Origin of the sequence: Aquabacterium sp. NJ1 (genome assembly GCF_000768065.1) — a bacterium.
GTDB lineage: Bacteria > Pseudomonadota > Gammaproteobacteria > Burkholderiales > Burkholderiaceae_C > Aquabacterium.
Map to the genome: position 1 here is coordinate 258,917 of NZ_JRKM01000001.1, position 20,007 is coordinate 278,923.

Genomic DNA, 20,007 nt, shown 5'->3' on the forward strand with positions numbered 1-20,007 from the left:
GTTGCTCGTAGCCACTGCAACTCGCAAACCCTCTCTACACAACTTTACAAAGCAATAGAATCCGTGCGGCAGCGCGAACCGCGTCTGCCCAAATGCAGCGCACACCCGCCCTCCGCATCGACGCGTCAGCCAACGCCCCGGAGGCCTCCCGTGCGCGAACAAAAACGCAGGTACGACGACAAGAGCATCAACATGGACTTCACACATCCAGACGGAGCTGACTCCGTTATCCAGCGCCTGATCGAACGCAAGGCTGAGGGCCGTACAGAGTCCACAGCGAGACTGGCCGCCATCGAGAAGGACATGACGCCCCAATGGAAGGCAGCCATGCAAGCCAGGATCGTGAAACTGCACCACGAGGCCGCCGCGCCCCGAACCAAGTTGCCCAAGCTCTACGCCATGATGGAAGAAGTCGCAGCAGTCAGGGCGCCTCATCTGGCCTGCTCGGCGGGCTGCAACGCTTGCTGCCGCACGATTCCCGTCGAAATCTCCGATCTGGAGGCACGTCACATTGCCAACATGACCGGCCGGGCCATGGCCTCTCTGCCGCCGGGCAGGCATATCGTTAGCGGCCAATCCGGCAAGCACGTGAACACGCCTTGCCCGTTCCTGGTCGACAACCTTTGCTCGATCTATGAGTACCGCCCCTACAACTGCCGATCCCTGGCCGTCGTTGACCGGGACGCGCTGACTTGCAGCGAAGAGAACACCGCCTTGACCCGCGCCAAGGACCCTCGCGCCGTGCCGGTCCCCATGACCAAGATGCAGGCCTTCGACCCCAGCTACGCGGCGCTGACAGACCGCGCCGGTACAGCCTGGGCGGACATCCGGCAATTCTTCCCGACACAGTCGAAACCGGCTTGACGGGGCTGAAGGGCTACAGCGGCACCGCGTTGCGCACCTCGGTCAAACGCCAGCACCCCTGGGTCTGGCGGAACACGAACGTTCTGTCGTAGCCAACGTCCTTGCTCAAAGTCACGGTGTAGGTGCCGCTGGCCGTGGCCGTGATGTGCCGTTCGAGTTGCATCGTGGCCTGCTCGTTGTCGGACGGAAAACTGGCTCCTGGGTAGTGGGCTTTGACGGCGGGCACGACGCGCATCGTCTCCATCTTGCGGCCACGCGGTCGCAAGTAGGTCAAGGGGTATTCGGTGTGCTGCGCTCGAAAGCCTTGGTCCGCTGCAAACCTCTCGAGAAAACCATTGAAGCTGCCCGGGCAAGCGCTAACGTGCGCAACCGGTACCTCGGCGCCGCGTACCGGCGAGCTGGACAACAACGCCACAAAGGATGCGACAACGATCAGAGCATACGAACAACGGCAATTCATGCGCCGTATTTTGATCTGGTTCAAGTGCATGAGCTGGCGGGCATTGCAGGCCGCAGTTGCAAATCCTAGACTCCGACCTTCGCTGGCCAACTCCTGGTCGAAGGCGCCATGGCCGCCCGTTCCTGCACATGAATACACCCCGAGGTACCCTGATCCCTTGGTAAGCTCCACGCTTTGATTGCGCTTGGAGTACCTGGATGAGTGAATTCACCCCCGTCGCCGGTTTGATGGGCGGGGCCTTGATCGGCACCTCTGCCGTGTTCCTGCTGGCCTTCACGGGCCGGCTGGCCGGCATCAGCAACATCGCCCATGGGCTGATCACGAGCCTGCGCCAGGGCAAGACCCTGGACTCAGCCTGGCGTTTCGTGTTTCTGTTGGGCATGGTGGCTGCCACATGGGCTTACTTCCAGACCACGGGCGCCACCGTCAACCCTCGCCAGCACTACCCAGCTGGCTTGCTGGTCCTGGGCGGGCTGCTGGTCGGCTATGGCACCTCCATGGGCAACGGCTGCACCAGTGGGCATGGCGTCTGCGGGCTGGGTCGCTTGTCCGTGCGTTCCCTGGCCGCCACCCTCACCTTCATGGCCACGGGCGGCCTCACGGTATTCGTGTTGCGCCATGTCGCGCACATCTGAGGGGGCCGGCATGATCCGTCTGCTGACCTGCCTGATCGCTGGCGCCCTGTTCGGCCTGGGCCTTGCCGTGGCACAGATGACCAACCCGCTGAAGGTCCAGAACTTTCTGGATGTGGCTGGCGACTGGGACCCAAGCCTGGCCTTTGTCATGGGCTCGGCCGTCCTGATCACGCTGGTGATGTTCCGTGTGGTGCTCAAACGCACCAGCCCTTTGCTGGGTGATCGATTCCACCTGCCGACCTTGCTCAAGGTGGATCGCCAGTTGCTCATCGGGGCCGCCCTGTTTGGCATGGGCTGGGGCATGACAGGCTATTGCCCAGCCCCCGCGCTGGCCACCTTGTTGTCAGGCAATGGCGAGGTACTGCTCTTCGTGCCGGCCATGCTGCTGGGTGGGTTTTTGCATCGAACTTTCGGGCGCACAGCCTGAGCGCGCATCCTCACGTATGCTTGCTGCTGTCTTGATTGCCTGATCCAGAGGTCTCATGCAAGTTCGCTCTCTTCCGGGCCTGGCGCTGGCCTTGGCCTGCGCAGCCTTGGCACCCCATGCCTGGGCTGGCAAAACGCTCGATGCCGTCAAGCAACGCGGGCAATTGCAATGCGGGGTCAGCACCGGGGTCGCCGGCTTTTCCGCGCCTGATGCCAAGGGCCGATGGGCTGGCTTTGACGTGGATTTCTGCCGCGCCGTGGCAGCCGCCGTGTTGGGTGACCCGCAGAAAGTCGCCTTCACGCCGCTCAATGCGCAGCAGCGCTTCACGGCCTTGCAATCCGGCCAGGTGGACATGCTGTCACGCAACACCTCCTGGACGCTGACGCGCGACGCGTCCCTGGGCCTGAGCTTTACCGCCATCACCTACCTGGATGGCCAGGGCTTCCTGGTGCCCAAAAAGCTCAAGGTCGACAGCGCCAAGAAGCTGAAGAACGCACAGGTCTGCGTGCAAGCCGGCACCACCACCGAGAAGAACCTGGCGGACTTCTCCCGCGCCAACAAGCTGGCCATCAAGCCCGTGGTGTTCGACACCTACGAGGCAGGCTTCAAGGCCTTGTTTGCGGGGCGCTGCCAGGCCTACACGGCCGATGCCTCCGCGCTGGCCAGCATCCGCAACAAGGAGGCGCCCAACCCGGACGACTACCTGGTGCTGCCCGAGCTGATCTCGAAAGAGCCGCTGGGCCCGGCCGTTCGCCGCGGTGACGACGAGTGGTTTGCCATCGTCAAGTGGACGGTGTTTGGCCTGCAGGAGGCCGAGGAATTGGGGCTCACGCGGGCCAATGTCGACCAACTGTTGAAGACCTCAAGCGACCCGGCCATTCAGCGCCTGATCGGTTCAGGCGAAGACACCGGCAAGCTACTTGGGCTGGACAAGGCCTGGCTCTACCGCGCGATCAAGGCGGTGGGCAACTACGGTGAGATCTTCGATCGCAATGTGGGGGCGCAATCACCCTTGAAGCTGCCGCGTGGCGCCAACAAGCTGTGGAACAAGGGGGGCCTGATCTACCCGCCTCCGATTCGCTGACCCTGCCCCAAGATGCTGGGTTTTCTGAATCAGCCTGCGGGCTTTGACATTGGCGAAACCGGCCTGCTGGTGTTCGACGCGGCACAGCCTCTTTGGCGCGCACTGCTGGTTGGGCTGGGCAACACGCTGCGCGTGTCACTGCCCGCGCTGCTGATGGCCTGCCTCATCGGCTTGTTGGTGGCGCTGGGGCGCACGTCGGGCTCACGCACCTGGCGCGCCTTGGGCGGCGTTTACGTTGACACCGTCCGCAACACGCCGCTGCTGCTGCAGTTGCTGATGTGGTACTTCCTGCTGATCGAGTGGCTGCCTGATTCGACGCAGGCGATCTCGCTGTTGCCAGGTGTGTGGCTGAGCAAGGGCGGTCTGGCTTTTCCCTGGTACGGGCCAGTCGAAGCGGGTGCAGGCTGGGCCTGGAGCTGGCCGCAGCAGGACACCTTCAACGTTGTGGGTGGCGCGGCCGTCAGCCCTGAATACCTGTCGCTGGCCTTGGCGCTGAGCATCTACACCGGTGCGTTTCTGGCCGAGGTCATCCGGGGCGGTATCGAATCGGTGCCATCCAGCCTGATGGAGGCGGCCGAGACCCTGGGCGCCACGCGCTTGCAGCAGATCAGCCGGGTGCTGCTGCCCCAAGCCTTGCGCACCATCGTGCCGGCGGCCACCAACCAGTTCCTCAACCTGATCAAGAACTCCTCGCTGGCCGTGGCCGTGGGCTATCCCGATCTGGTGTCCGTGGGCAACACCGCCCTGAACCAGACGGGCCGCGTGGTCGAGTGCGTGCTGGTGATGATGTCGGTGTACCTGGCCTTGTCGTTGAGCACGGCGGCGCTCATGAACTGGTTCAACGCGCGGCATGCGCTCAAGGGGCCGGCATGATCCACGCCTTGCGGCCCACACAAGGCAGCAACTGGCTCGGCCGGGCCGCATCGGCCCTGGGCCTGATGCTGTGCGCCTGGGTGGCCTGGCTGATCCTGGACTGGGCCGTGTGGCATGCGGTGTTCAAGCCCGATGTCATGGCCTGTCAGGCCCTCCAGCACCAGGGCGCATGCTGGGGTGTCGTCGTCGAGAAGATGCGCCCCATCTTGCTTGGGCACTATCCGTACGAGCAGCAATGGCGGCCCGTCGTCGTGCTGGTGGCGAGCGCCCTGCTCTGCCTGAGCGCCTGGCTGGCAGGCTGGCGGCGCGCGGTGTCCGTGCAAGGGCTAGGGATGCTGCTAGGCCATGTGATGGCGGCCACGGCCCTGATGCGCGGCGGCTTCGGTGGCCTGGAGCTGGTGCCGTTCGACGCCTGGGGTGGCCTGCCCCTGACGCTGTGGCTGTTCCTGGTGAGCTTGCTGGCCTCCACCCCCTTGGCCATCGGCCTGGCCCTTGCGCGCCGGTCAGCACGCATCTGGCTCAGCATGCCGGCCACAGCCTGCATCGAGGTGATACGGGGTGTGCCGCTGGTCACGCTGCTGTTCATGGCCGCCTTCATGCTGCCGGTGCTGATTCCGCAGGAGCACCCCATGCCGCTGGTGTGGCGGGCCACGCTGGCGCTGACGCTGTTCTCGGCGGTCTACATGGCCGAGGTGATCCGCGGGGGCTTGCAGACGGTGGCGCAAGAACAAAGCGAGGCCGCCGCCATCCTGGGGCTGAGCTGGTGGCAAACGCAGCGCATGGTGGTCTTGCCACAGGCGTTGCGTGCCGTGCTGCCGGCGCTGGTCGGGCACGGCATCGGCTTGCTGAAAGACAGCTCGCTGGTGCTGGTGGTGGGCTTGCACGAGTTCACGGGCGGCCTGTCCCTGAGCCTGGGTGGCGACCCGGTGTGGCGCCCCTACTACTTCGAGGCCTATCTGGCCGTGGGCATGGTCTACGCGCTGATGTGCCTGGGCTTGTCGCGTACAGGGCGCATGCTGGAGCAGCGATGGGCCAAGGGGACGCATTGAGTCCAGCCGTATCACCGGGCCCAAAATGAAAATGGCCCGTCACCAGGACGGGCCACTTCACGCTGCAAGAGCGCCGCAAGTATTCGGTGGGTCGACTTCGGTGAGTCGACAAGATTCAGCAGGTTTCGTCCTGAATCTCTTCGGCGATATCGGGGGAGGCATCCACCTCGCGGTCAAAGTCCTGGCCTTCGCTGCTCACATGAGGAATCAGCGGCTTGTCCAGCGGGCGGCAAACACGGCTTTGCAAACGGTTGAGGCGCTCGGAGCGTTCCATCGCCTCCAGCACAGCCTGCGGGTCCATCATCAGGGCAAACGGGTTGGCGTACAGACTTTGCTTTTGCATAAAGGCCTCCGGGGTGAGAGATGTCGTCGTGATGTGTTCACTGTAGGCATCCGGGTCTGGAGGCGGTAGTCGCCGAACAACCAAACCTCCTGTCAGAAATTGTCTGACAAGGGTTTTACTGGTGTGCTGGGCTAACCCTCGGTGAGGTACGCACGAGCGAGAACAATTCCTCGAAGTTGTTGGATGTGATGCGGCCCAACTCGTCGGCGTCCATGCCCTTGAGCTCGGCCAGTTGCCTGGCCACCAGGGAAACGTAGGCTGGCGAGTTGAGCTTGCCGCGGTGCGGTGCGGGCGCCAGATACGGGCTGTCGGTCTCGATCAGGCAGCGCTCGATGGGCACCATGCGGGCCACGTCACGCAGGTCGCCCGCATTCTTGAAGGTGAGGATGCCCGAGAAGGAAATGTGGAAACCCAGGTCGAGCGCGGCGCGCGCCACGGCCTCGTTTTCGGTGAAGCAATGGAAGACACCGCGCACCTTGCCCTGCCCCACTTCCCTGAGGATGGCCAGGGTGTCTTCGCTGGCTTCGCGGGTATGGATCACCAAGGGCAAGCCTGTTTGCAGCGCAGCACGGATGTGCACGCGAAAGCGCTCGCGTTGCCATTCCATGTCGGCCACGCTGCGCTCGCCCAGGCGGTAGTAGTCCAGCCCGGTTTCGCCGATGCCGACCACGCGGGGCAAGGTGGCGCGCTCCAGCAGATCACCCAGCGTGGGCTCCTGCACACCTTCGTTGTCGGGGTGCACGCCCACCGTGGCCCACATGTTGTCGTAGCGCATGGCCAGGGCATGCACCTGCGGGAACTCTTCCAGGGTCGTGCTGATGCACAGGGCGCGGTCCACACCGGCGGCGCTCATGTCGGCGCGAACCTGATCGAGCGTTTCGGCGTATTGCGGGAAATTGAGGTGGCAGTGCGAATCGACAAACATGGCGGCAGCGGCGAGCAAACAAAAAAGCGGGTTGGACTGATGTCAACCCGCTATTGTTGCCGCAAAGGGCCCCACTCTGCTTTACAGGGTCTGGGTCGGCTTGCTGGAGGAAATGTTGGTACCCAGGATCTGCTCGATCTTCACGCGCAGCAGACGGGTCTTGTCGTCACCGGGGAAGCGCACGCCCACACCTTGTGTGCGGCCACCGGAGGCGTTGGCGGGGGTGATCCAGGCGATCTTGCCGGCCACGGGGTAGCGCTGGTTGTCTTCAGGCAGGGAGAGCAAGAGGTAAATGTCGTCACCCAGCGTGTACTCGCGGGTGGTCGGCACGAACAGGCCACCTTCGGTGAACGCGGGGATGTAGGCGGCATACAGCGCCCCCTTTTCGCGGAACACCAACTGGATCACGCTGGGGCGAGCAGCAGCCGAGGCCATCGCTGCGCCGGGCACGCCCAGGGCTGGACCCATCCGCCCGGGCCCGGAAGGGGCAAAGGCAGAAGGCAGGGCTGTGGTCTGGTACTCACTCATCGTGGGCAAAGTGTAATGCCTGAGGCCTGGCAAAGACTGTGAAATTGCGCTCACCTTGGCTTTGCTTTACTTCTGGAAACACCCTCATCCTGATTCGGGCGCCCTTACCCCTCGATCAGGCGGTCGGGTTGCCCCTTGGGGGCCTGGGGCGCATCACGGCTCGCGCCTGTACCAACAGCGCTTCCACCTTCAGATTCTGGTTCCAGGGGTGCTCGGCATGGCGGCTGGTCTTGCGCAGCTCCTGGGCCCAGGTCGTCAGCAAATTCAGGTCGGGCGCGGCGGGCAGGCTGGCTGCGGGGAAATAACGCGGCGAAGCGCCGGCTGCCACGCAGGCCAGGTCATGGCAAACCTTCTGCAAGGTCTCCACCACCAGCGTCAAAGGCCACTGGGTCAAGGCGGTGGCCGCACCATTGAGCAAATCTTTCGGGATTTGAGGCCAATAGCGTGCATCCAACCCCAATTGATGGCGATCACGCGCCGTCAAAGGCTGGCCACCGGCTGCATCCAGCAACACCCGGGCATCGGCCAGCGAAACACCATCCAGCTGGGTCTGCAGCCACTCGGTGGCCACCTCGGGCGTGGGCATGGGCAGGCGCCAGGCCTGGCAGCGGCTGCGCACGGTGGGCAGCAGTTGGTCCAGTGCCGCGCCGCTCAGCACGAAGCGCACCTGGCCGGGCGGCTCTTCCAGGGTCTTGAGCAAGGTGTTGGATGCGATCAGGTTCATGCGCTCGGCCGGGTGCACCAGCACCACCTTGGCTCTGCCACGCGAGGCCGTGTGCTGGGAGAACTGCACCACAGAGCGGATGGCGTCCACCTTGATTTCCTGGCTCAGCTTCTTGGTCTTGCTGCTTGATTTGTCGCTGGCGCCCTCCTCCTCGGCGGACGACTGCCAGCCCAGGCTGGCCTGCAAGGCTTCGGGCAGCACCACCATGAGGTCGGGGTGAGAGCCGGCGTCGATCAGGTGGCAGCTGGCACAACGGCCACAGGCGGGCGCAAAGCCCTGCCCCATGGGCCTGGCCTCACACAGCCAGGCACGCGCCAGTGCCAGCGCAAACTCGAACTGGCCCACCCCCTCAGGGCCATGCAGCAGCACGGCATGGCTGTTGAGTTGGGCCAGGGCGGCGTCCAGCGGCTTGGGCAGCCAGGGCCAGAGTTCCGGGCGCGCGTCGCTCACAGCAAACCTCGGCTGCGCAAGGCGGATTGGATCTGCTGGGCCACATCGGCCTGAGCCTGGTCAGCCCGGATCAGCTCAAAGCGCGCCGGTTGAGCTTGCTGGCGGGCCAGGTAGGCGCCACGCACGCGTTCGAAAAAGGCCTGGTCCTGTGCTTCGAAACGATCAGGCTGGCGTGCCGCGCTCAGGCGCTCGGCCGCCACCGCGGGGGGCAAGTCGAACAACATCGTCAGATCAGGTTGCAGGCCCTCCTGCACCCAGGCCTCCAGCGTGCCCAGCACCTGCAGGTCAAAGCCACGGCCGCCGCCCTGGTAGGCGAAGGTGGCATCGGTGAAACGGTCGCACAGCACCCAGGCACCACGTGCCAGCGCGGGCTTGATCACGGTCTGGATGTGGTCACGGCGGGCACCGAACACCAGCAGCGCTTCGGTCAAAGGATCCATGGCATCGTGCAGGAACAGGCCGCGCAGCTTTTCAGCCAGGGGCGTGCCGCCTGGCTCGCGGGTTCGGACCACCTCGTGCCCGGCCTGCTTCCAGGCTTGCTCGAGGGCATCCAGGTGCGTGGTCTTGCCCGCGCCGTCGATGCCCTCGAAGGTGATGAATCGGCCCTTGTTGCTCATGGCGTCTTTCCGGGGTTGCGTGTGGCACGCTGGTATTGGTTGACCGCCCGATTATGCTCAGCCAGTGTGGCGCTGAACGCACTGCTGCCGTCACCTCGCGCCACGAAGTACAAGGCTTTGGTCTCGGCGGGTTTGACGGCCGCCAGCAAGGCAGCCTTGCCTGGCATGGCAATCGGTGTCGGCGGCAGGCCGGCTCGTGTGTAGGTGTTGTAGGGCGTGTCGGTTTGCAGGTGGACCTTGCGCAGGTTGCCGTCGAACTGTTCACCCAGGCCGTAGATCACCGAAGGGTCGGTCTGCAAGGGCATGCCCACGCGCAGGCGGTTGTTGAACACGCCTGCGATCATGGGCCGGTCAGCCTCCCTGCCCGTCTCTTTCTCGACGATGGAGGCCAGGATCAAGGCCTCTCGGGGTGTCTTGACCACCACATTGCTCTGGCGCTGCGCCCAGGCCGCATCCAGCTGCTTTTGCATGGCGCTCACCGCCCGCTTCATCACCGCCAGGTCGGTGCTGCCCTTGGCGTAGGAATAGGTATCCGGGAAGAACTGCCCCTCGGGCGCCTCGCCGGGCATCCCCAACTGGGCCATGATTTCACTGTCGGACAGGCCTGCCGTGGTTTGCTTGAGCCCATCGGCCTGGGCCAGCTCGGCCCGAAAACGCTTGAACGTCCACCCGTCAATCAGCTTGACGACGGACAGCCGCTCGTCCCCGCGCACCATCATGCGCAACAGGTCACGCGGCGTGGCGCCCTGTGCCAGTTCGTAGCTGCCAGCCCGGATCTGGCGAGACTGCCCGGAGAACCTGAACCATTGATAGAGCAGCCAGGGTGAGGCGTCGACACCAGCATCCACCCAGCCCTTGGCGATCTCGCGGGGCGTGCTGCCCGCCTCAATGGACAGATCGACGGTGGGGCTGGCCAGTTGCAGGGGCTGGCTCAACCACCAGGCGCCGCCACCGGCCATGGCCAGGCACGCGGCCAGGACAAGCAGCAGCAGGCTGCGCATGAAGCCACCGCGCTGGTGGACACGTGGTCGGGCGCTTTGCCGCACGGAGGAAGTGGGATACACCCGGTTGGATTTCTGATGCATGACGGGCGTGATGATAATGAGCCCCATGAGCTCGATCCAACTTCCTGATCCAACTTCCTGGGGCGGTGCCCTGCTTTTGTCCGATCTGGGCATCATTCAGGCCGAAGGCGCCGATGCGGCCAGCTTTCTGCATGGCCAGTTCAGCCAGGATGTCAACGGTCAACCTGCTGACGAAGCACGCCTGGCGGCCTACTGCTCGGCCAAGGGGCGCATGCTGGCCAGCTTGCTGAGCCTGCGGCCTCAGCCGGAACAATTCTGGCTGCTGACGGATGCGCAGGTGCTGCCTGGCCTGCTCAAGCGCCTGTCCATGTTCGTGTTGCGCGCCAAAGCCAAGTTGGCGGACGCCGGTGCTTCGCTGAGTGTGGTCGGTTTGCTGGGCGCACCAGCCGGTGCCTCCCTGGGTGAGGCCGCTCAAGCCACGCAAGAGGCCGCGTGGAAGGTGCAGGCACATGGCCAGGGGCTGCTGGTGAGCCTGCCTGCCGTGCTGGGCACCCAGCGTTGGTATTGGGTGGGCCCCAAGGCCGAAGCACAGGCGCTGGTGTCAAGCCTGCCCGCTGTCGAACCCGGTGCCTGGGCCTGGCTGGACGTGATGAGCGGCGTCCCCCGCATCGAGGCGAGCACCGTTGACCAGTTCGTCCCCCAGATGGTGAACTACGAGCTGATCGGCGGCGTGAATTTCAAGAAGGGCTGCTACCCCGGGCAGGAGGTGGTGGCACGCAGCCAGTACCGAGGCACCACCAAGCGCCGCGCCTTTGTGGTCCATGCCGAGCAGGTCTTGTCACCAGGGCAGGAAGTGTTCAGCCTGGCCGACCCTGGCCAGCCTGCCGGCCTGGTCATCAACAGCGCGTCCGTGGGTGGTGTGCACAGCGCTTTGGTCGAACTCAAGCTCAGCGCCATTGGCACGGACTTGCGGGCAGGCTCCGCCGACGGCGCCAGGGTGGTGTTGGGCGACCTGCCCTACCCCTTGCCCTCTGCCGAAGAAGCTGCTTGACGCGATATCGTCAATTCCTTAACGCAACAAGGCCTCGTTTACATGGTCTTGTTGCCCTTGGTGACTTTGCGGCACTGCGTCATGGGTTACGCTGCCCGCAGATGAGTTTGGAATGTCTGACGACTTCGCCGCTTTGACTGCGACACTGCCCCGGTCCCTGTTCGTGTACTACCGCGTGCCCCTGGCCCATCAGGCCGCCGCACGCGAGGCCATCAACGAGATCCAGCAACGCCTGCACGAGGAGCACCCTGGTCTGACGACGCGCCTGATGCAACGCGCTGACACCCTTGAAGGCAGCCCGGAGGCCACCTGGATGGAGGTCTACGAGCACCCGAATGGTGTCAACGCCGCGTGTGAAGCGCGCCTGCGTGATCTGGCCGATGCCTTGCCTCAAGGGCTGATCGGTGCGCGGCACGTCGAGACGTTTTGCCCCATGGCAAGCGGCCTTTGAGGCCCTGCCAGCGTAGTTAAAGAGGTTTTGCCATGTGCCTGGTCGCTCTGGCTCTCGATCAAAGCAGCCGCTTTCCGTTTGTGCTGGCTGCCAACCGTGACGAGTTCTATGACCGCCCCGCGGCCCGCCTGGGCTGGTGGGAGCCCACTGACGGTGGCCCGCCCATCCTCGGTGGCCGTGATCTGCAGGCCGGCGGCACCTGGCTGGGTTTGACGGCACACGGCCGCCTGGGCCTGGTGACCAATGTGCGCGACCCGTCCAACATGGACCCGCAGGCCCCATCGCGCGGCCAGATCGTGCCGCAGTGGCTCAAGGGCGATTTGTCCATGCCCATGCTGTGGCCGCGTCTGGCCATCTCGGGCTACAACGGCTTCAACATGCTGGCGCTGGACTTCGCGGACGGCGAATGCTTCTGGCTCAACAACCGCAAGCTGTTCCCCGAACGACTTCAAAAAGGCGTGTTTGGTTTGTCCAACGCGATCTTGAACACCCCCTGGCCCAAGGTGCAGCAGCTCAAGGCGCGCACCCGCCAGGCCATCGCTCAGTCACAGGACATCGACGTACTGGCCAACCGGCTGTTTGAAGCGCTGGCCGACCCGACCGTCGCACCCGATGAGCAACTGCCTCACACCGGGATATCGATGGAATGGGAACGCCTGCTGTCATCGGCCTTCATCAAGTCTCCCAATGGCCTGTACGGCACGCGCTGCTCGACGCTGGTCATCACCGAGCGCGTGCACAAGCGGCTGGTCACGCACGTGCTCGAGCGCACGTTCACGGCCACATCCAACATGGCCTTGCTGCGCCGGGTCACCTTGCGCAACTGGCCGCCGCGGCACACCATGGCCGCCACGGAAGTGGCCAAGCTCGATGCCACCTTGCCACCGGTCGAATTGCGTCAGGAAGAAGCGTTCGAGAGCAGCGAGGTGTCCGAGCAGGCCAACCACGCGTTGACCGATGTCGAGCCGGTGCGCAAGACGCGCGCGCGCAGCCTGATCAAGAACAGCAGGACGCGCCCACTCAAAGTGTGAGCACCATGCGCTGGTGAGGGATGCCGACTTCGTCGAACTCATCCCCCTGCGGCATGAACCCATGCCTTGCATAGAAAGCCTGGGCGCTGACCTGCGCATTCAGGCTCAAATGCTTGATGCCCATCTGCCTGGCCTGCCCCATCAGCGCGAGCAGCACCAGATCACCCAAGCCCACGCCGCGGGCGCTGCGCAATACCGCCATGCGACCGATCTTGGCGTGGCCAGGCTCCAGGCCCGCATGGATCAGGCGCCCCGTGGCCAAAGGCAAGCCCGCCAGATTGCTGGCCACCGCGTGGATGGCGGCCGCGTCGTCGTCATCCCACTCGTCGGACTCATCAATGGCCTGTTCTTGCACGAACACGGCGGTTCGCACCGCGCGGGCACCGGTCTTCATGTCTGACCAGGCCCCGCACAGCACCTGGTGCACGGGCTGCCCCTGGGCATGTGCCGATATCTGATCACGAACCGTTTGAGGCACTGGCGCCGACTTGCCCGTGGCCAGGCTGGTGTGCACATACACCGTCTCGCCGGTGGCCAGCAAGCGCCCTTGCGCCCAGACGGCCCAGGCGATCGTGATGGACGAGTTGCCGATGCGGTCGCAGCGCACACCGATGTCCAGCCAGTCATCCAGCCGGGCTGGTGCGTGGTACTCCAGGGTGTTGCGGCGAACGAAGATGTCGCCTTGCTCATGCCTGACACCTTCGGGATACGGCAGGCCTACCGCGCGCCAATACTCGGAGATGGCCACGTCGAGGTAGGTCAGGTAGTGGCCGTTGAAGACCACCTGCTGGGCATCGACCTCCATCCAGCGCACACGCAGGCGATGGGTGAAGCTGTAATCGGCGGGACGGGTCATGGTGCTTGGCAATCCATCTGGCTGAAGTGACAAACTGCATCGTGCATGAAAAAACCCGCGCGGCGAACCGGGCGGGTTTTTTGTGGCTCAGCTGAAACTGAGTCCGCGAGGATCAGCGCAGTTCGCGGCGCAGGATCTTGCCCACTGGCGTTTTCGGCAACTCTTCGTTGCGGAACTCGACGATGCGGGGGATCTTGTAGCCCGTCAGGTTCTTGCGGCAGTGTTCGATGACGGCTTCCTTGGTCAGGCCAGGGTTGCGGGGCACGATGATGATCTTCACACGTTCACCGGCGACTTCGTCGGGCACGCCCACGGCTGCGCATTCCTTGACGTCAGGGTGCATGGCCACAACGTCTTCGATTTCGTTGGGGTACACGTTGAAGCCAGAGACCAGGATCATGTCCTTCTTGCGGTCCACGATCTTGAGGAAGCCCTTCTCGTCCATCACGGCGATGTCGCCCGTGGCCAGCCAGCCTTCGCTGTCGATGACCTTGGCGGTTTCGTCCGGACGCTGCCAGTAGCCCTTCATGACCTGAGGGCCGCGCACGCACAGCTCACCAGGCTCGCCGATGTTGGCCCAGGTGTTGTCGTCGCGGCGGCAACGCACTTCGGTCGACGGCACGGGCACGCCGATCGAGCCAGTGAAGGCGGGGCCGGGCTTGCTGATGTCCACCGGGGCTTGCGTCACGATGGGCGAGCACTCGGTCAGGCCATAACCTTCGACGATGGAGTTGCCGGTGACTTCCTTCCAGCGCTCGGCGATGGAGCGTTGCAGCGCCATGCCGCCAGCCACGGCCAGCTTGAGGTTGGAGAAGTCGCGCTTGCGGAAATCGGGGTCATCCAGGAAGGACGAGTACAGCGTGTTCACGCAGGTGATGCCGCTGAAGTTCTCGTTCTTGAGGATCATCATCACGCGCTTGGTGTCGCGCGGGTTGGCGATCAGGATGTTGCGACCGCCGAGTGCCATGAAGATCAGGCAGTTCACAGTCAGCGAGAAGATGTGATACAGCGGCAGCGGCGTGACCACGGTTTCGGTGTCGCCGGTCAGCTGGCCTTCGGCAAAAGCGAGCGCCTGCTGGCAGTTGGCCAGCACGTTGCGGTGGGTCAGCATCGCGCCCTTGGCCACACCGGTGGTGCCACCGGTGTACTGCAGGAAGGCCAGGTCTTCAGGCTTGACTTCAGCGAGCTTGACCTTGGCCTTGGCCCCGGCCTTGATCACATCACGCATCCACACAGCGCCGGGCAAGCTGTACTCGGGCACCATCTTCTGGACCTTGCGCAGCACGAAGTTCAGCAGGCGGCCCTTGGCGTTGATGAAACCGTCAGACAGCAGGTCGCCAATCTGGGTCAGCACGATGCGCTTGACCTTGGTGCCAGCCAGCGCGTCTTGCAGCGTCTTGGCGAAGGTCTCCATCACGATGATGGTTTCTGCGCCACTGTCCTTGAGCTGGTGATTGAGTTCACGCGCTGTGTACAGCGGGTTCACGTTGACCACCACGGCACCAATCTTGAGCACAGCGAAAAGGCAGATCGGATACTGGAAGGTGTTGGGCAGCATGATCGACACGCGATCACCCTTCTTCACACCCTGGCTCTGCAGCCAGCCGGCAAAGGCATTGACCAGGCGGTCCAGACGGTCGTACGACATCTCCGTACCGATGCTGACGAAGCCAGGACGGTTGCGGTATTTGTTGATGCACTCGTCAAAGTACTGGCCCAGGGAGCTGTACTTGTTCGGGTCGATGTCGTGGGGGACACCCTTCACGTACGACGACAACCAGATACGGTTGGTCGAACCATCGGGGTTGACAATGGACTGCGCGGGCGAAGCCGACGCTGCGGCTGCTGATTGGGTCATCCGGATCTCCTCATGTGCCTGCCTGAATTACTGACTGGACTACGGCAGGGTGGCTTTGTACCTGCAGGGGCGCGGAGGCCCGCTGCAGGTCGCCTGGTCAAGTTACGGAGTGTATCAACCCGGGGCCCTCTTTAAGGGTTTGCCTACCCCGGGTGACAAGGAAAAAATCAACGCTCCAGGATGGCCACCACGCCCTGGCCACCGGCCGCGCAGATGGAGATCAGCCCGCGGCCGGAACCCTTCTGGGACAGCATCTTGGCCAGCGTGGCAACGAGACGGCCACCGGTGGCCGCAAACGGGTGACCCGCTGCCAGCGAGCTGCCGTTGATGTTGAGCTTGCTGCGGTCGATCTTGCCCAGCGGCTTGTCCAGGCCCAGCTTTTCCTTGCAGTACTTGGGATCTTCCCAGGCCTTCAGCGTGCACAGCACCTGGGCAGCAAAGGCTTCGTGGATTTCATAGAAATCGAAGTCCTGCAGGCTGATGCCGGCGCGGGCCAGCATGCGGGGCACGGCGTAGGCCGGGGCCATCAGCAGGCCTTCCTTCTTGGGGCCGAAGAAATCGACAGCGGCCACTTCGCTGAAGGTGATGTAGGCCAGCACGGGCAGGTTGTTGGCCTTGGCCCATTCCTCGCTGCCCAGCAGCACGGCAGACGCGCCGTCGGTCAGGGGCGTCGAGTTGGCAGGCGTCAGCGTGCCCTGGCCCGGGGCAATCTTCTTGTCGAAGCAAGGCTTGAGCGTGCGCAGCTTCTCGATGGTGATGCCTTCACGCAGGTTGTTGTCCTTGGTCACGCCCTTGAACGGGGTCATCAGGTCGGCGAAGAAGCCTTCCTTGTAGGCGCGAGCCAGGTTGGTGTGGCTGGCCACGGCCAGTTGGTCCTGCTCTTCGCGGGGGATGGACCATTCACGGGCCATCAGCTCGGCGTGCTCGCCCATCGAGAAACCCGTGCGAGGCTCACCGTTCTTGGGGATGGCGGGCTTGACCAGCATGCTGGGGCGGATCTTGGAGATCACCTTGAGCTGGGCAACCGTACCCTTGGCGCGGTTGGCTTCCATCAGGATCTTGCGCATCTTTTCGTTGACACCGATGGGGGCGTCAGACGTGGTGTCCACACCGCCGCCAATGCCGCACTCGATGTGGCCCAGGGCGATCTTGTTGGCCACCAGCATGATGGCTTCCAGGCCGGTACCGCAAGCCTGTTGCAGGTCGTAGGCGGGCGTCTCGGGCGACAGGGTGGTGGACAGCACGCTCTCACGCACCAGGTTGAAGTCACGCGAGTGCTTCATCACGGCGCCAGCGGCGACGTCGCCCAGGCGCTTGCCGTGCAGGTTGAAGCGGTCGACCAGGCCTTGCAGGGTGGCGGTCAGCATCTCCTGGTTGGAGGCATGCGAGTACACCGTGTTGGAACGGGCGAAGGGAATGCGGTTACCGCCAATGATGGCGACGCGACGAATGGTGCTCATGAGAGGTTGTCCTTCTCGATTTTGAATTGAATGAATCTGGTTGCGAGGCAGGTCAGTAAGTGACCCGGCCACGCAGGTGAGGCTTGTCGCCCTTGGCATTGCGCACTTCGAACAAGGCGCCCTGCTCCTGACGCACGGCCCACAGGGAAGCGCGTGCTGGCAGGAACAGGGGTGTCTTGAACTCGACGATGACCTCGGCGTGATCAACGGCTTCGCGCGGCATCAATGTGGCCAGGGCGCGGGCCTTGGTCCACATGCCGTGGGCAATGGCCTTGCGAAAGCCCAGGAACTTGGCGGTGATGGCAGACAGGTGGATGGGGTTGATGTCACCCGACACGCGGCCATAAGCCCGGCCAATGCCCGCACCAGCGTAGAAATCTGCCTGGTGCGACAGCGGCGAATCATCGACCAGCGCACTGGTGTATGGCGCCCCCTTGGGGTTGCGCACGCCCAGGCGCAGCAAGGTCCAGGTGCTTTCCCACACCACCTCACCTGCGCGCAAGGCACGGGCATGCAGCGTGAACACCTGCCCCTTGTCATGTGCATACAGCTCGCCCGTGCGCATTTCGATGCGGAGTTCATCACCCACATTGATGCGCTTGAGCAGCTTGGCGCTGTTGCCCAGGTGAACCAGGCCCATGGCAGGCCACGGGAAGGCCTTGGTGCCGAACAGCATCATGGCCAGCGGGAAGGCCTCCATGTGCGGGAACAGCATGGGCACGCCGTGCGCCTTGCTGAAGCCGCACACCTTGGCATAGGCCGCCACTTTTTTGCCATCCACCACCACGCGCGGGCGCACATAGGTGATCTCGGGCAAGGCCTCGACCACACCTGGGCGCTTGCTGCTGGAGCGCAAGGCACCCAGGTTCAGCGAGATGGCGCTGGGCAGCTTGTTGACTTCGATGATCTTCATGGGATCTTGCCGCGATCGTTGATCAAGCGCCAATCAAGCTCTGACCGCAAACACGGATCACGTTGTTCGTGACACCAGCGGAGGCGGGGCTCGCGTACCAGGCAATGGCTTCAGCCACGTCCACTGGCTGGCCGCCCTGGCTCATGGAGTTCATGCGGCGACCGGCTTCGCGAATGGCGAAGGGGATGGCGGCGGTCATCTGGGTTTCGATGAAACCTGGCGCCACGGCGTTGATGGTGATGCCACGCTCGGCAAAGATCGGGGCGGTGCTGTTGACCATGCCGATCACACCCGCCTTGGAGACGGCGTAGTTGGTCTGGCCCATGTTGCCGGCGATACCCGAGATCGACGACACACAGACGATGCGGCCGCCGGACTTCAGGGCGCCCGAGCTGACCAGCTCATCATTGATGCGCTCCTGGGTCGACAGGTTCACGTTGACCACCAGCTGCCACAGGTGTTCCTTCATGTTGGCGATGGTCTTGTCACGCGTGATGCCGGCGTTGTGCACGACCACGTCCCAACCACCTTGGGCCTTGGCGGCCTCAGCCAGCTTCTGCGGTGCGTCAGCGGCGCCGATGTCCATGGCCAGGGCGGTGCCGCCCAGCTTCTTGGCCACTTCATTGAGGCCTTCTTGCGCTTGAGGCACGTCCAGGCAGATCACCTGGGCGCCGTCGCGGGCCATCACTTCGGCGATGGCCGCACCAATACCGCGCGAGGCACCGGTGACCAGCACCTTCTTGCCAGCCAGAGGCAGGTTCCAGTCCTTGGGCACCACCAGCTCGCCGACAGGCTTGCCAACGTGCATGACCTGGGCCGACACATAGGCCGACTTGGGCGACAGCAGGAAGCGCAGCGTGGACTCGATGTTGCCTTCGGCGCCTTCGGACACGTACACCAGGTTGGCGTTGATGCCCTTCTTCAGCTCCTTGCCCAGCGAACGGCTCAGGCCCTCCAGCGAACGCTGGATGGTGGCCTTGCGCGGCGACTTGCACTCTGCGGGCGGACGGCCCAGGATCACCACGCGACCACAAGGCAACACCGAACGGGCCACATCGTGGAAGAACCAGTACAGAGCGTCAGACTGGGTGCTATCTTCCAGACCGGTGGCGTCGAACACCAGGCATTTGACCTTTTCGCCCGGCTGGCCGTTGCCACCCCAGCGACCGGTGGTCAGGCCAGACTTGTTGGCCACGGCCACCCACTGGGGCAGCTTTTCATGGGCCAGGCTTTGCACGCCCATGTTCTTGAATGCACCAGCCAGGGCCTCCAGCAGTTGAGGCTCGCCACCACCACCGATCAGAACCGTGCCTTGAACGACGGGTTGGCCGGCCTTGTAACGCTCCAGGGGCAGCGGCTTGGGCAGACCCAGGGCATTGATGAGCTTGGCGCCCATGGGCGAGTTGGCAAAGTCGAGGTAACCGTCTTTCATGCGAGACACTCTTCGGTGGTGGAGCCTGCGGACGTGAACAGTCCTGACAAGGCTGGTTGAGACAGCGGCTTGCCCAAACGGCAAGCCTGCGGGTTGCGCCCACCCTGTTGAGGGGCGAGCTGTCTTGTCAGACCGGGGGAGGACAGACAAGGAATGGGTTTCATGGCCTTGGGGAATGTGGCGTCAGGAGTGCGCAGGCGCGGCGTCAGCGTCCGCCGTCGCACCCGGACCGATCAAAGCAACGCCAGGCAGATTGGCCATGGCGCCAAACTGCAGCGCTTCATTGGGGCCAGGTAGCGGCGCCTTGAGCGCGGCCACCATCAGGGAGGCCAGGCGCGACAGGATCACGGCTTCGTGGTCGCCCTGCTGCTGCGTGAATTCACGGATCAGGCGCTGCGTGTTGCCACCGGCCAGGATGCCCGACAAGGCGCCCATGGCAAAGTTCAAACGAAAGCCCAGGTCCTCGCGGCTCAGCTCAGGCAAGGCACGCTGGAAGGCGAAGAAGAAGCGGCCCAGCGTCTGGATGTAGTGGGTGTTGATGAAGTCGCGCACCACGGGCGACGGGTCGGTGTACGAGCGCCCCAGGAAGTGCAAGTAGCGATCGGCCATGGGGGCGTCGCTTCGGAAGATCCGCACGGCGGGCAGGAAGAGCGCCACGAGGATGTGCTCGCAGGTGAGCTTGTCACCCAGGTTGGACTCGAAGGCGTCCAGCATGGCAACGCGTTGCTCGTTGAGCGGGTCCAGCCGGCGCGAAAGCACGGCCTGGATCAGGGCATCCTTGCTGCCGAAGTGGTAGTTCACCGCAGCCAGGTTCACATTGGCCGCGCTGGTGATCTGGCGCATGGACATGGACTCGAACCCGCCAGTCACGAACAGGGTTTCGGCCGCATCCAGAATGCGCGTCTTCGTATCGGCAGGCGACAGACGTGTCGAGGCCTGAGGCATGGTCAA

General features: G+C 64.0%; 22 protein-coding genes. 9 read left to right on the forward strand and 13 right to left on the reverse strand.

Translation table 11 applies throughout. The annotated features are described in order from the left end of the window. Positions 1-192: 192 nt before the first annotated feature. Positions 193-864: a YkgJ family cysteine cluster protein gene (locus JY96_RS01110; protein WP_035034226.1), complete on the forward strand. Its 672-nt coding sequence runs from the start codon at positions 193-195 to the stop codon at positions 862-864. A 13-nt stretch (positions 865-877) separates the two neighbouring features. On the opposite strand, the gene JY96_RS01115 is transcribed toward JY96_RS01110, so the two are convergent. Continuing rightward, positions 878-1,138 carry a hypothetical protein gene (locus tag JY96_RS01115; RefSeq protein WP_152606326.1) on the reverse strand — a complete coding sequence of 87 codons (261 nt, stop codon included), beginning with the start codon at positions 1,136-1,138 and terminating at the stop codon, positions 878-880. A gap of 383 nt (positions 1,139-1,521) precedes the next feature. Here JY96_RS01115 and JY96_RS01120 point away from each other — a divergent pair, with 383 nt between their 5' ends. The 5 genes from JY96_RS01120 to JY96_RS01140 are packed head-to-tail and all read left to right on the forward strand — an operon-like array spanning position 1,522 to position 5,392. Next, positions 1,522-1,959, forward strand: coding sequence for a YeeE/YedE family protein (locus tag JY96_RS01120; RefSeq protein ID WP_035034232.1), 438 nt, complete (start codon positions 1,522-1,524; stop codon positions 1,957-1,959). After that, positions 1,943-2,386 (forward strand): DUF6691 family protein, encoded by a 444-nt coding sequence (locus tag JY96_RS01125; RefSeq protein WP_235333818.1) that lies wholly within the window; start codon positions 1,943-1,945, stop codon positions 2,384-2,386. Before JY96_RS01120 ends, JY96_RS01125 begins: the two co-directional genes overlap by 17 nt. A 55-nt stretch (positions 2,387-2,441) precedes the next feature. Next, a complete protein-coding gene (locus JY96_RS01130; protein ID WP_035034235.1) occupies positions 2,442-3,470 on the forward strand; it encodes an amino acid ABC transporter substrate-binding protein in 1,029 nt (342 codons plus the stop codon). Positions 3,471-3,482: 12 nt separating this feature from the next. Next, positions 3,483-4,343 carry an ABC transporter permease subunit gene (locus JY96_RS01135; RefSeq protein ID WP_052162014.1) on the forward strand — a complete coding sequence of 287 codons (861 nt, stop codon included), beginning with the start codon at positions 3,483-3,485 and terminating at the stop codon, positions 4,341-4,343. Beyond that, positions 4,340-5,392 carry an amino acid ABC transporter permease gene (locus JY96_RS01140; protein ID WP_052162015.1) on the forward strand — a complete coding sequence of 351 codons (1,053 nt, stop codon included), beginning with the start codon at positions 4,340-4,342 and terminating at the stop codon, positions 5,390-5,392. The genes JY96_RS01135 and JY96_RS01140 overlap by 4 nt, the downstream gene beginning before the upstream one ends. Positions 5,393-5,507: 115 nt before the next feature. On the opposite strand, the gene JY96_RS01145 is transcribed toward JY96_RS01140, so the two are convergent. The 6 genes from JY96_RS01145 to mltG all read right to left on the reverse strand — a co-directional run bounded on the left by JY96_RS01145 (position 5,508) and on the right by mltG (position 9,980). Then, complete coding sequence (locus tag JY96_RS01145) at positions 5,508-5,735, reverse strand: hypothetical protein (RefSeq protein WP_035034238.1); 228 nt, start codon at positions 5,733-5,735, stop codon at positions 5,508-5,510. 115 nt (positions 5,736-5,850) lie between these two features. After that, positions 5,851-6,660 (reverse strand): TatD family hydrolase, encoded by an 810-nt coding sequence (locus JY96_RS01150; RefSeq protein WP_035040680.1) that lies wholly within the window; start codon positions 6,658-6,660, stop codon positions 5,851-5,853. An 81-nt stretch (positions 6,661-6,741) separates the two neighbouring features. Beyond that, a complete protein-coding gene (locus JY96_RS01155; RefSeq protein WP_052162016.1) occupies positions 6,742-7,128 on the reverse strand; it encodes a PilZ domain-containing protein in 387 nt (128 codons plus the stop codon). A 175-nt stretch (positions 7,129-7,303) separates the two neighbouring features. Continuing rightward, the gene (holB, locus tag JY96_RS01160) at positions 7,304-8,362 is read right to left on the reverse strand and encodes a DNA polymerase III subunit delta' (protein ID WP_035034241.1); all 1,059 of its coding nucleotides are present in this window, start codon (positions 8,360-8,362) and stop codon (positions 7,304-7,306) included. After that, positions 8,359-8,979: a dTMP kinase gene (gene tmk, locus JY96_RS01165; RefSeq protein WP_035034243.1), complete on the reverse strand. Its 621-nt coding sequence runs from the start codon at positions 8,977-8,979 to the stop codon at positions 8,359-8,361. Before tmk ends, holB begins: the two co-directional genes overlap by 4 nt. Further along, positions 8,976-9,980, reverse strand: a complete 1,005-nt coding sequence (gene mltG / locus JY96_RS01170; RefSeq protein ID WP_152606613.1) for an endolytic transglycosylase MltG — start codon at positions 9,978-9,980, stop codon at positions 8,976-8,978. The genes tmk and mltG overlap by 4 nt, the downstream gene beginning before the upstream one ends. 109 nt (positions 9,981-10,089) lie before the next feature. Here mltG and JY96_RS01175 point away from each other — a divergent pair, with 109 nt between their 5' ends. From JY96_RS01175 to JY96_RS01185, 3 genes are all read left to right on the forward strand, one after another. After that, a complete protein-coding gene (locus tag JY96_RS01175; RefSeq protein ID WP_052162017.1) occupies positions 10,090-11,055 on the forward strand; it encodes a folate-binding protein YgfZ in 966 nt (321 codons plus the stop codon). Between the two features lie 112 nt (positions 11,056-11,167). Further along, complete coding sequence (locus JY96_RS01180) at positions 11,168-11,506, forward strand: DUF4936 family protein (RefSeq protein ID WP_035034245.1); 339 nt, start codon at positions 11,168-11,170, stop codon at positions 11,504-11,506. Between the two features lie 32 nt (positions 11,507-11,538). Beyond that, positions 11,539-12,537 (forward strand): NRDE family protein, encoded by a 999-nt coding sequence (locus JY96_RS01185; protein WP_052162018.1) that lies wholly within the window; start codon positions 11,539-11,541, stop codon positions 12,535-12,537. Here JY96_RS01185 and JY96_RS01190 read toward each other — a convergent pair. The 6 genes from JY96_RS01190 to JY96_RS01215 form a co-directional block, all read right to left on the reverse strand. Continuing rightward, positions 12,527-13,393 (reverse strand): YbgC/FadM family acyl-CoA thioesterase, encoded by an 867-nt coding sequence (locus JY96_RS01190; RefSeq protein ID WP_035034246.1) that lies wholly within the window; start codon positions 13,391-13,393, stop codon positions 12,527-12,529. The genes JY96_RS01185 and JY96_RS01190 overlap by 11 nt on opposite strands. 112 nt (positions 13,394-13,505) lie before the next feature. Next, entirely contained in the window at positions 13,506-15,251 is a 1,746-nt protein-coding gene (locus tag JY96_RS01195) for an AMP-binding protein (RefSeq protein ID WP_035034248.1), read from the reverse strand. Positions 15,252-15,418: 167 nt separating this feature from the next. Next, on the reverse strand, positions 15,419-16,711 hold the full coding sequence (locus tag JY96_RS01200) for an acetyl-CoA C-acetyltransferase (RefSeq protein WP_035034250.1): 1,293 nt from the start codon (positions 16,709-16,711) through the stop codon (positions 15,419-15,421). Between the two features lie 52 nt (positions 16,712-16,763). Next, on the reverse strand, positions 16,764-17,624 hold the full coding sequence (locus JY96_RS01205; protein WP_035034252.1) for a MaoC/PaaZ C-terminal domain-containing protein: 861 nt from the start codon (positions 17,622-17,624) through the stop codon (positions 16,764-16,766). A 22-nt stretch (positions 17,625-17,646) separates the two neighbouring features. Then, a complete protein-coding gene (locus JY96_RS01210; RefSeq protein ID WP_035034255.1) occupies positions 17,647-19,056 on the reverse strand; it encodes a 3-oxoacyl-ACP reductase in 1,410 nt (469 codons plus the stop codon). A 183-nt stretch (positions 19,057-19,239) separates the two neighbouring features. Continuing rightward, the gene (locus tag JY96_RS01215; RefSeq protein WP_052162853.1) at positions 19,240-20,001 is read right to left on the reverse strand and encodes a TetR/AcrR family transcriptional regulator; all 762 of its coding nucleotides are present in this window, start codon (positions 19,999-20,001) and stop codon (positions 19,240-19,242) included. Positions 20,002-20,007: the final 6 nt, after the last annotated feature.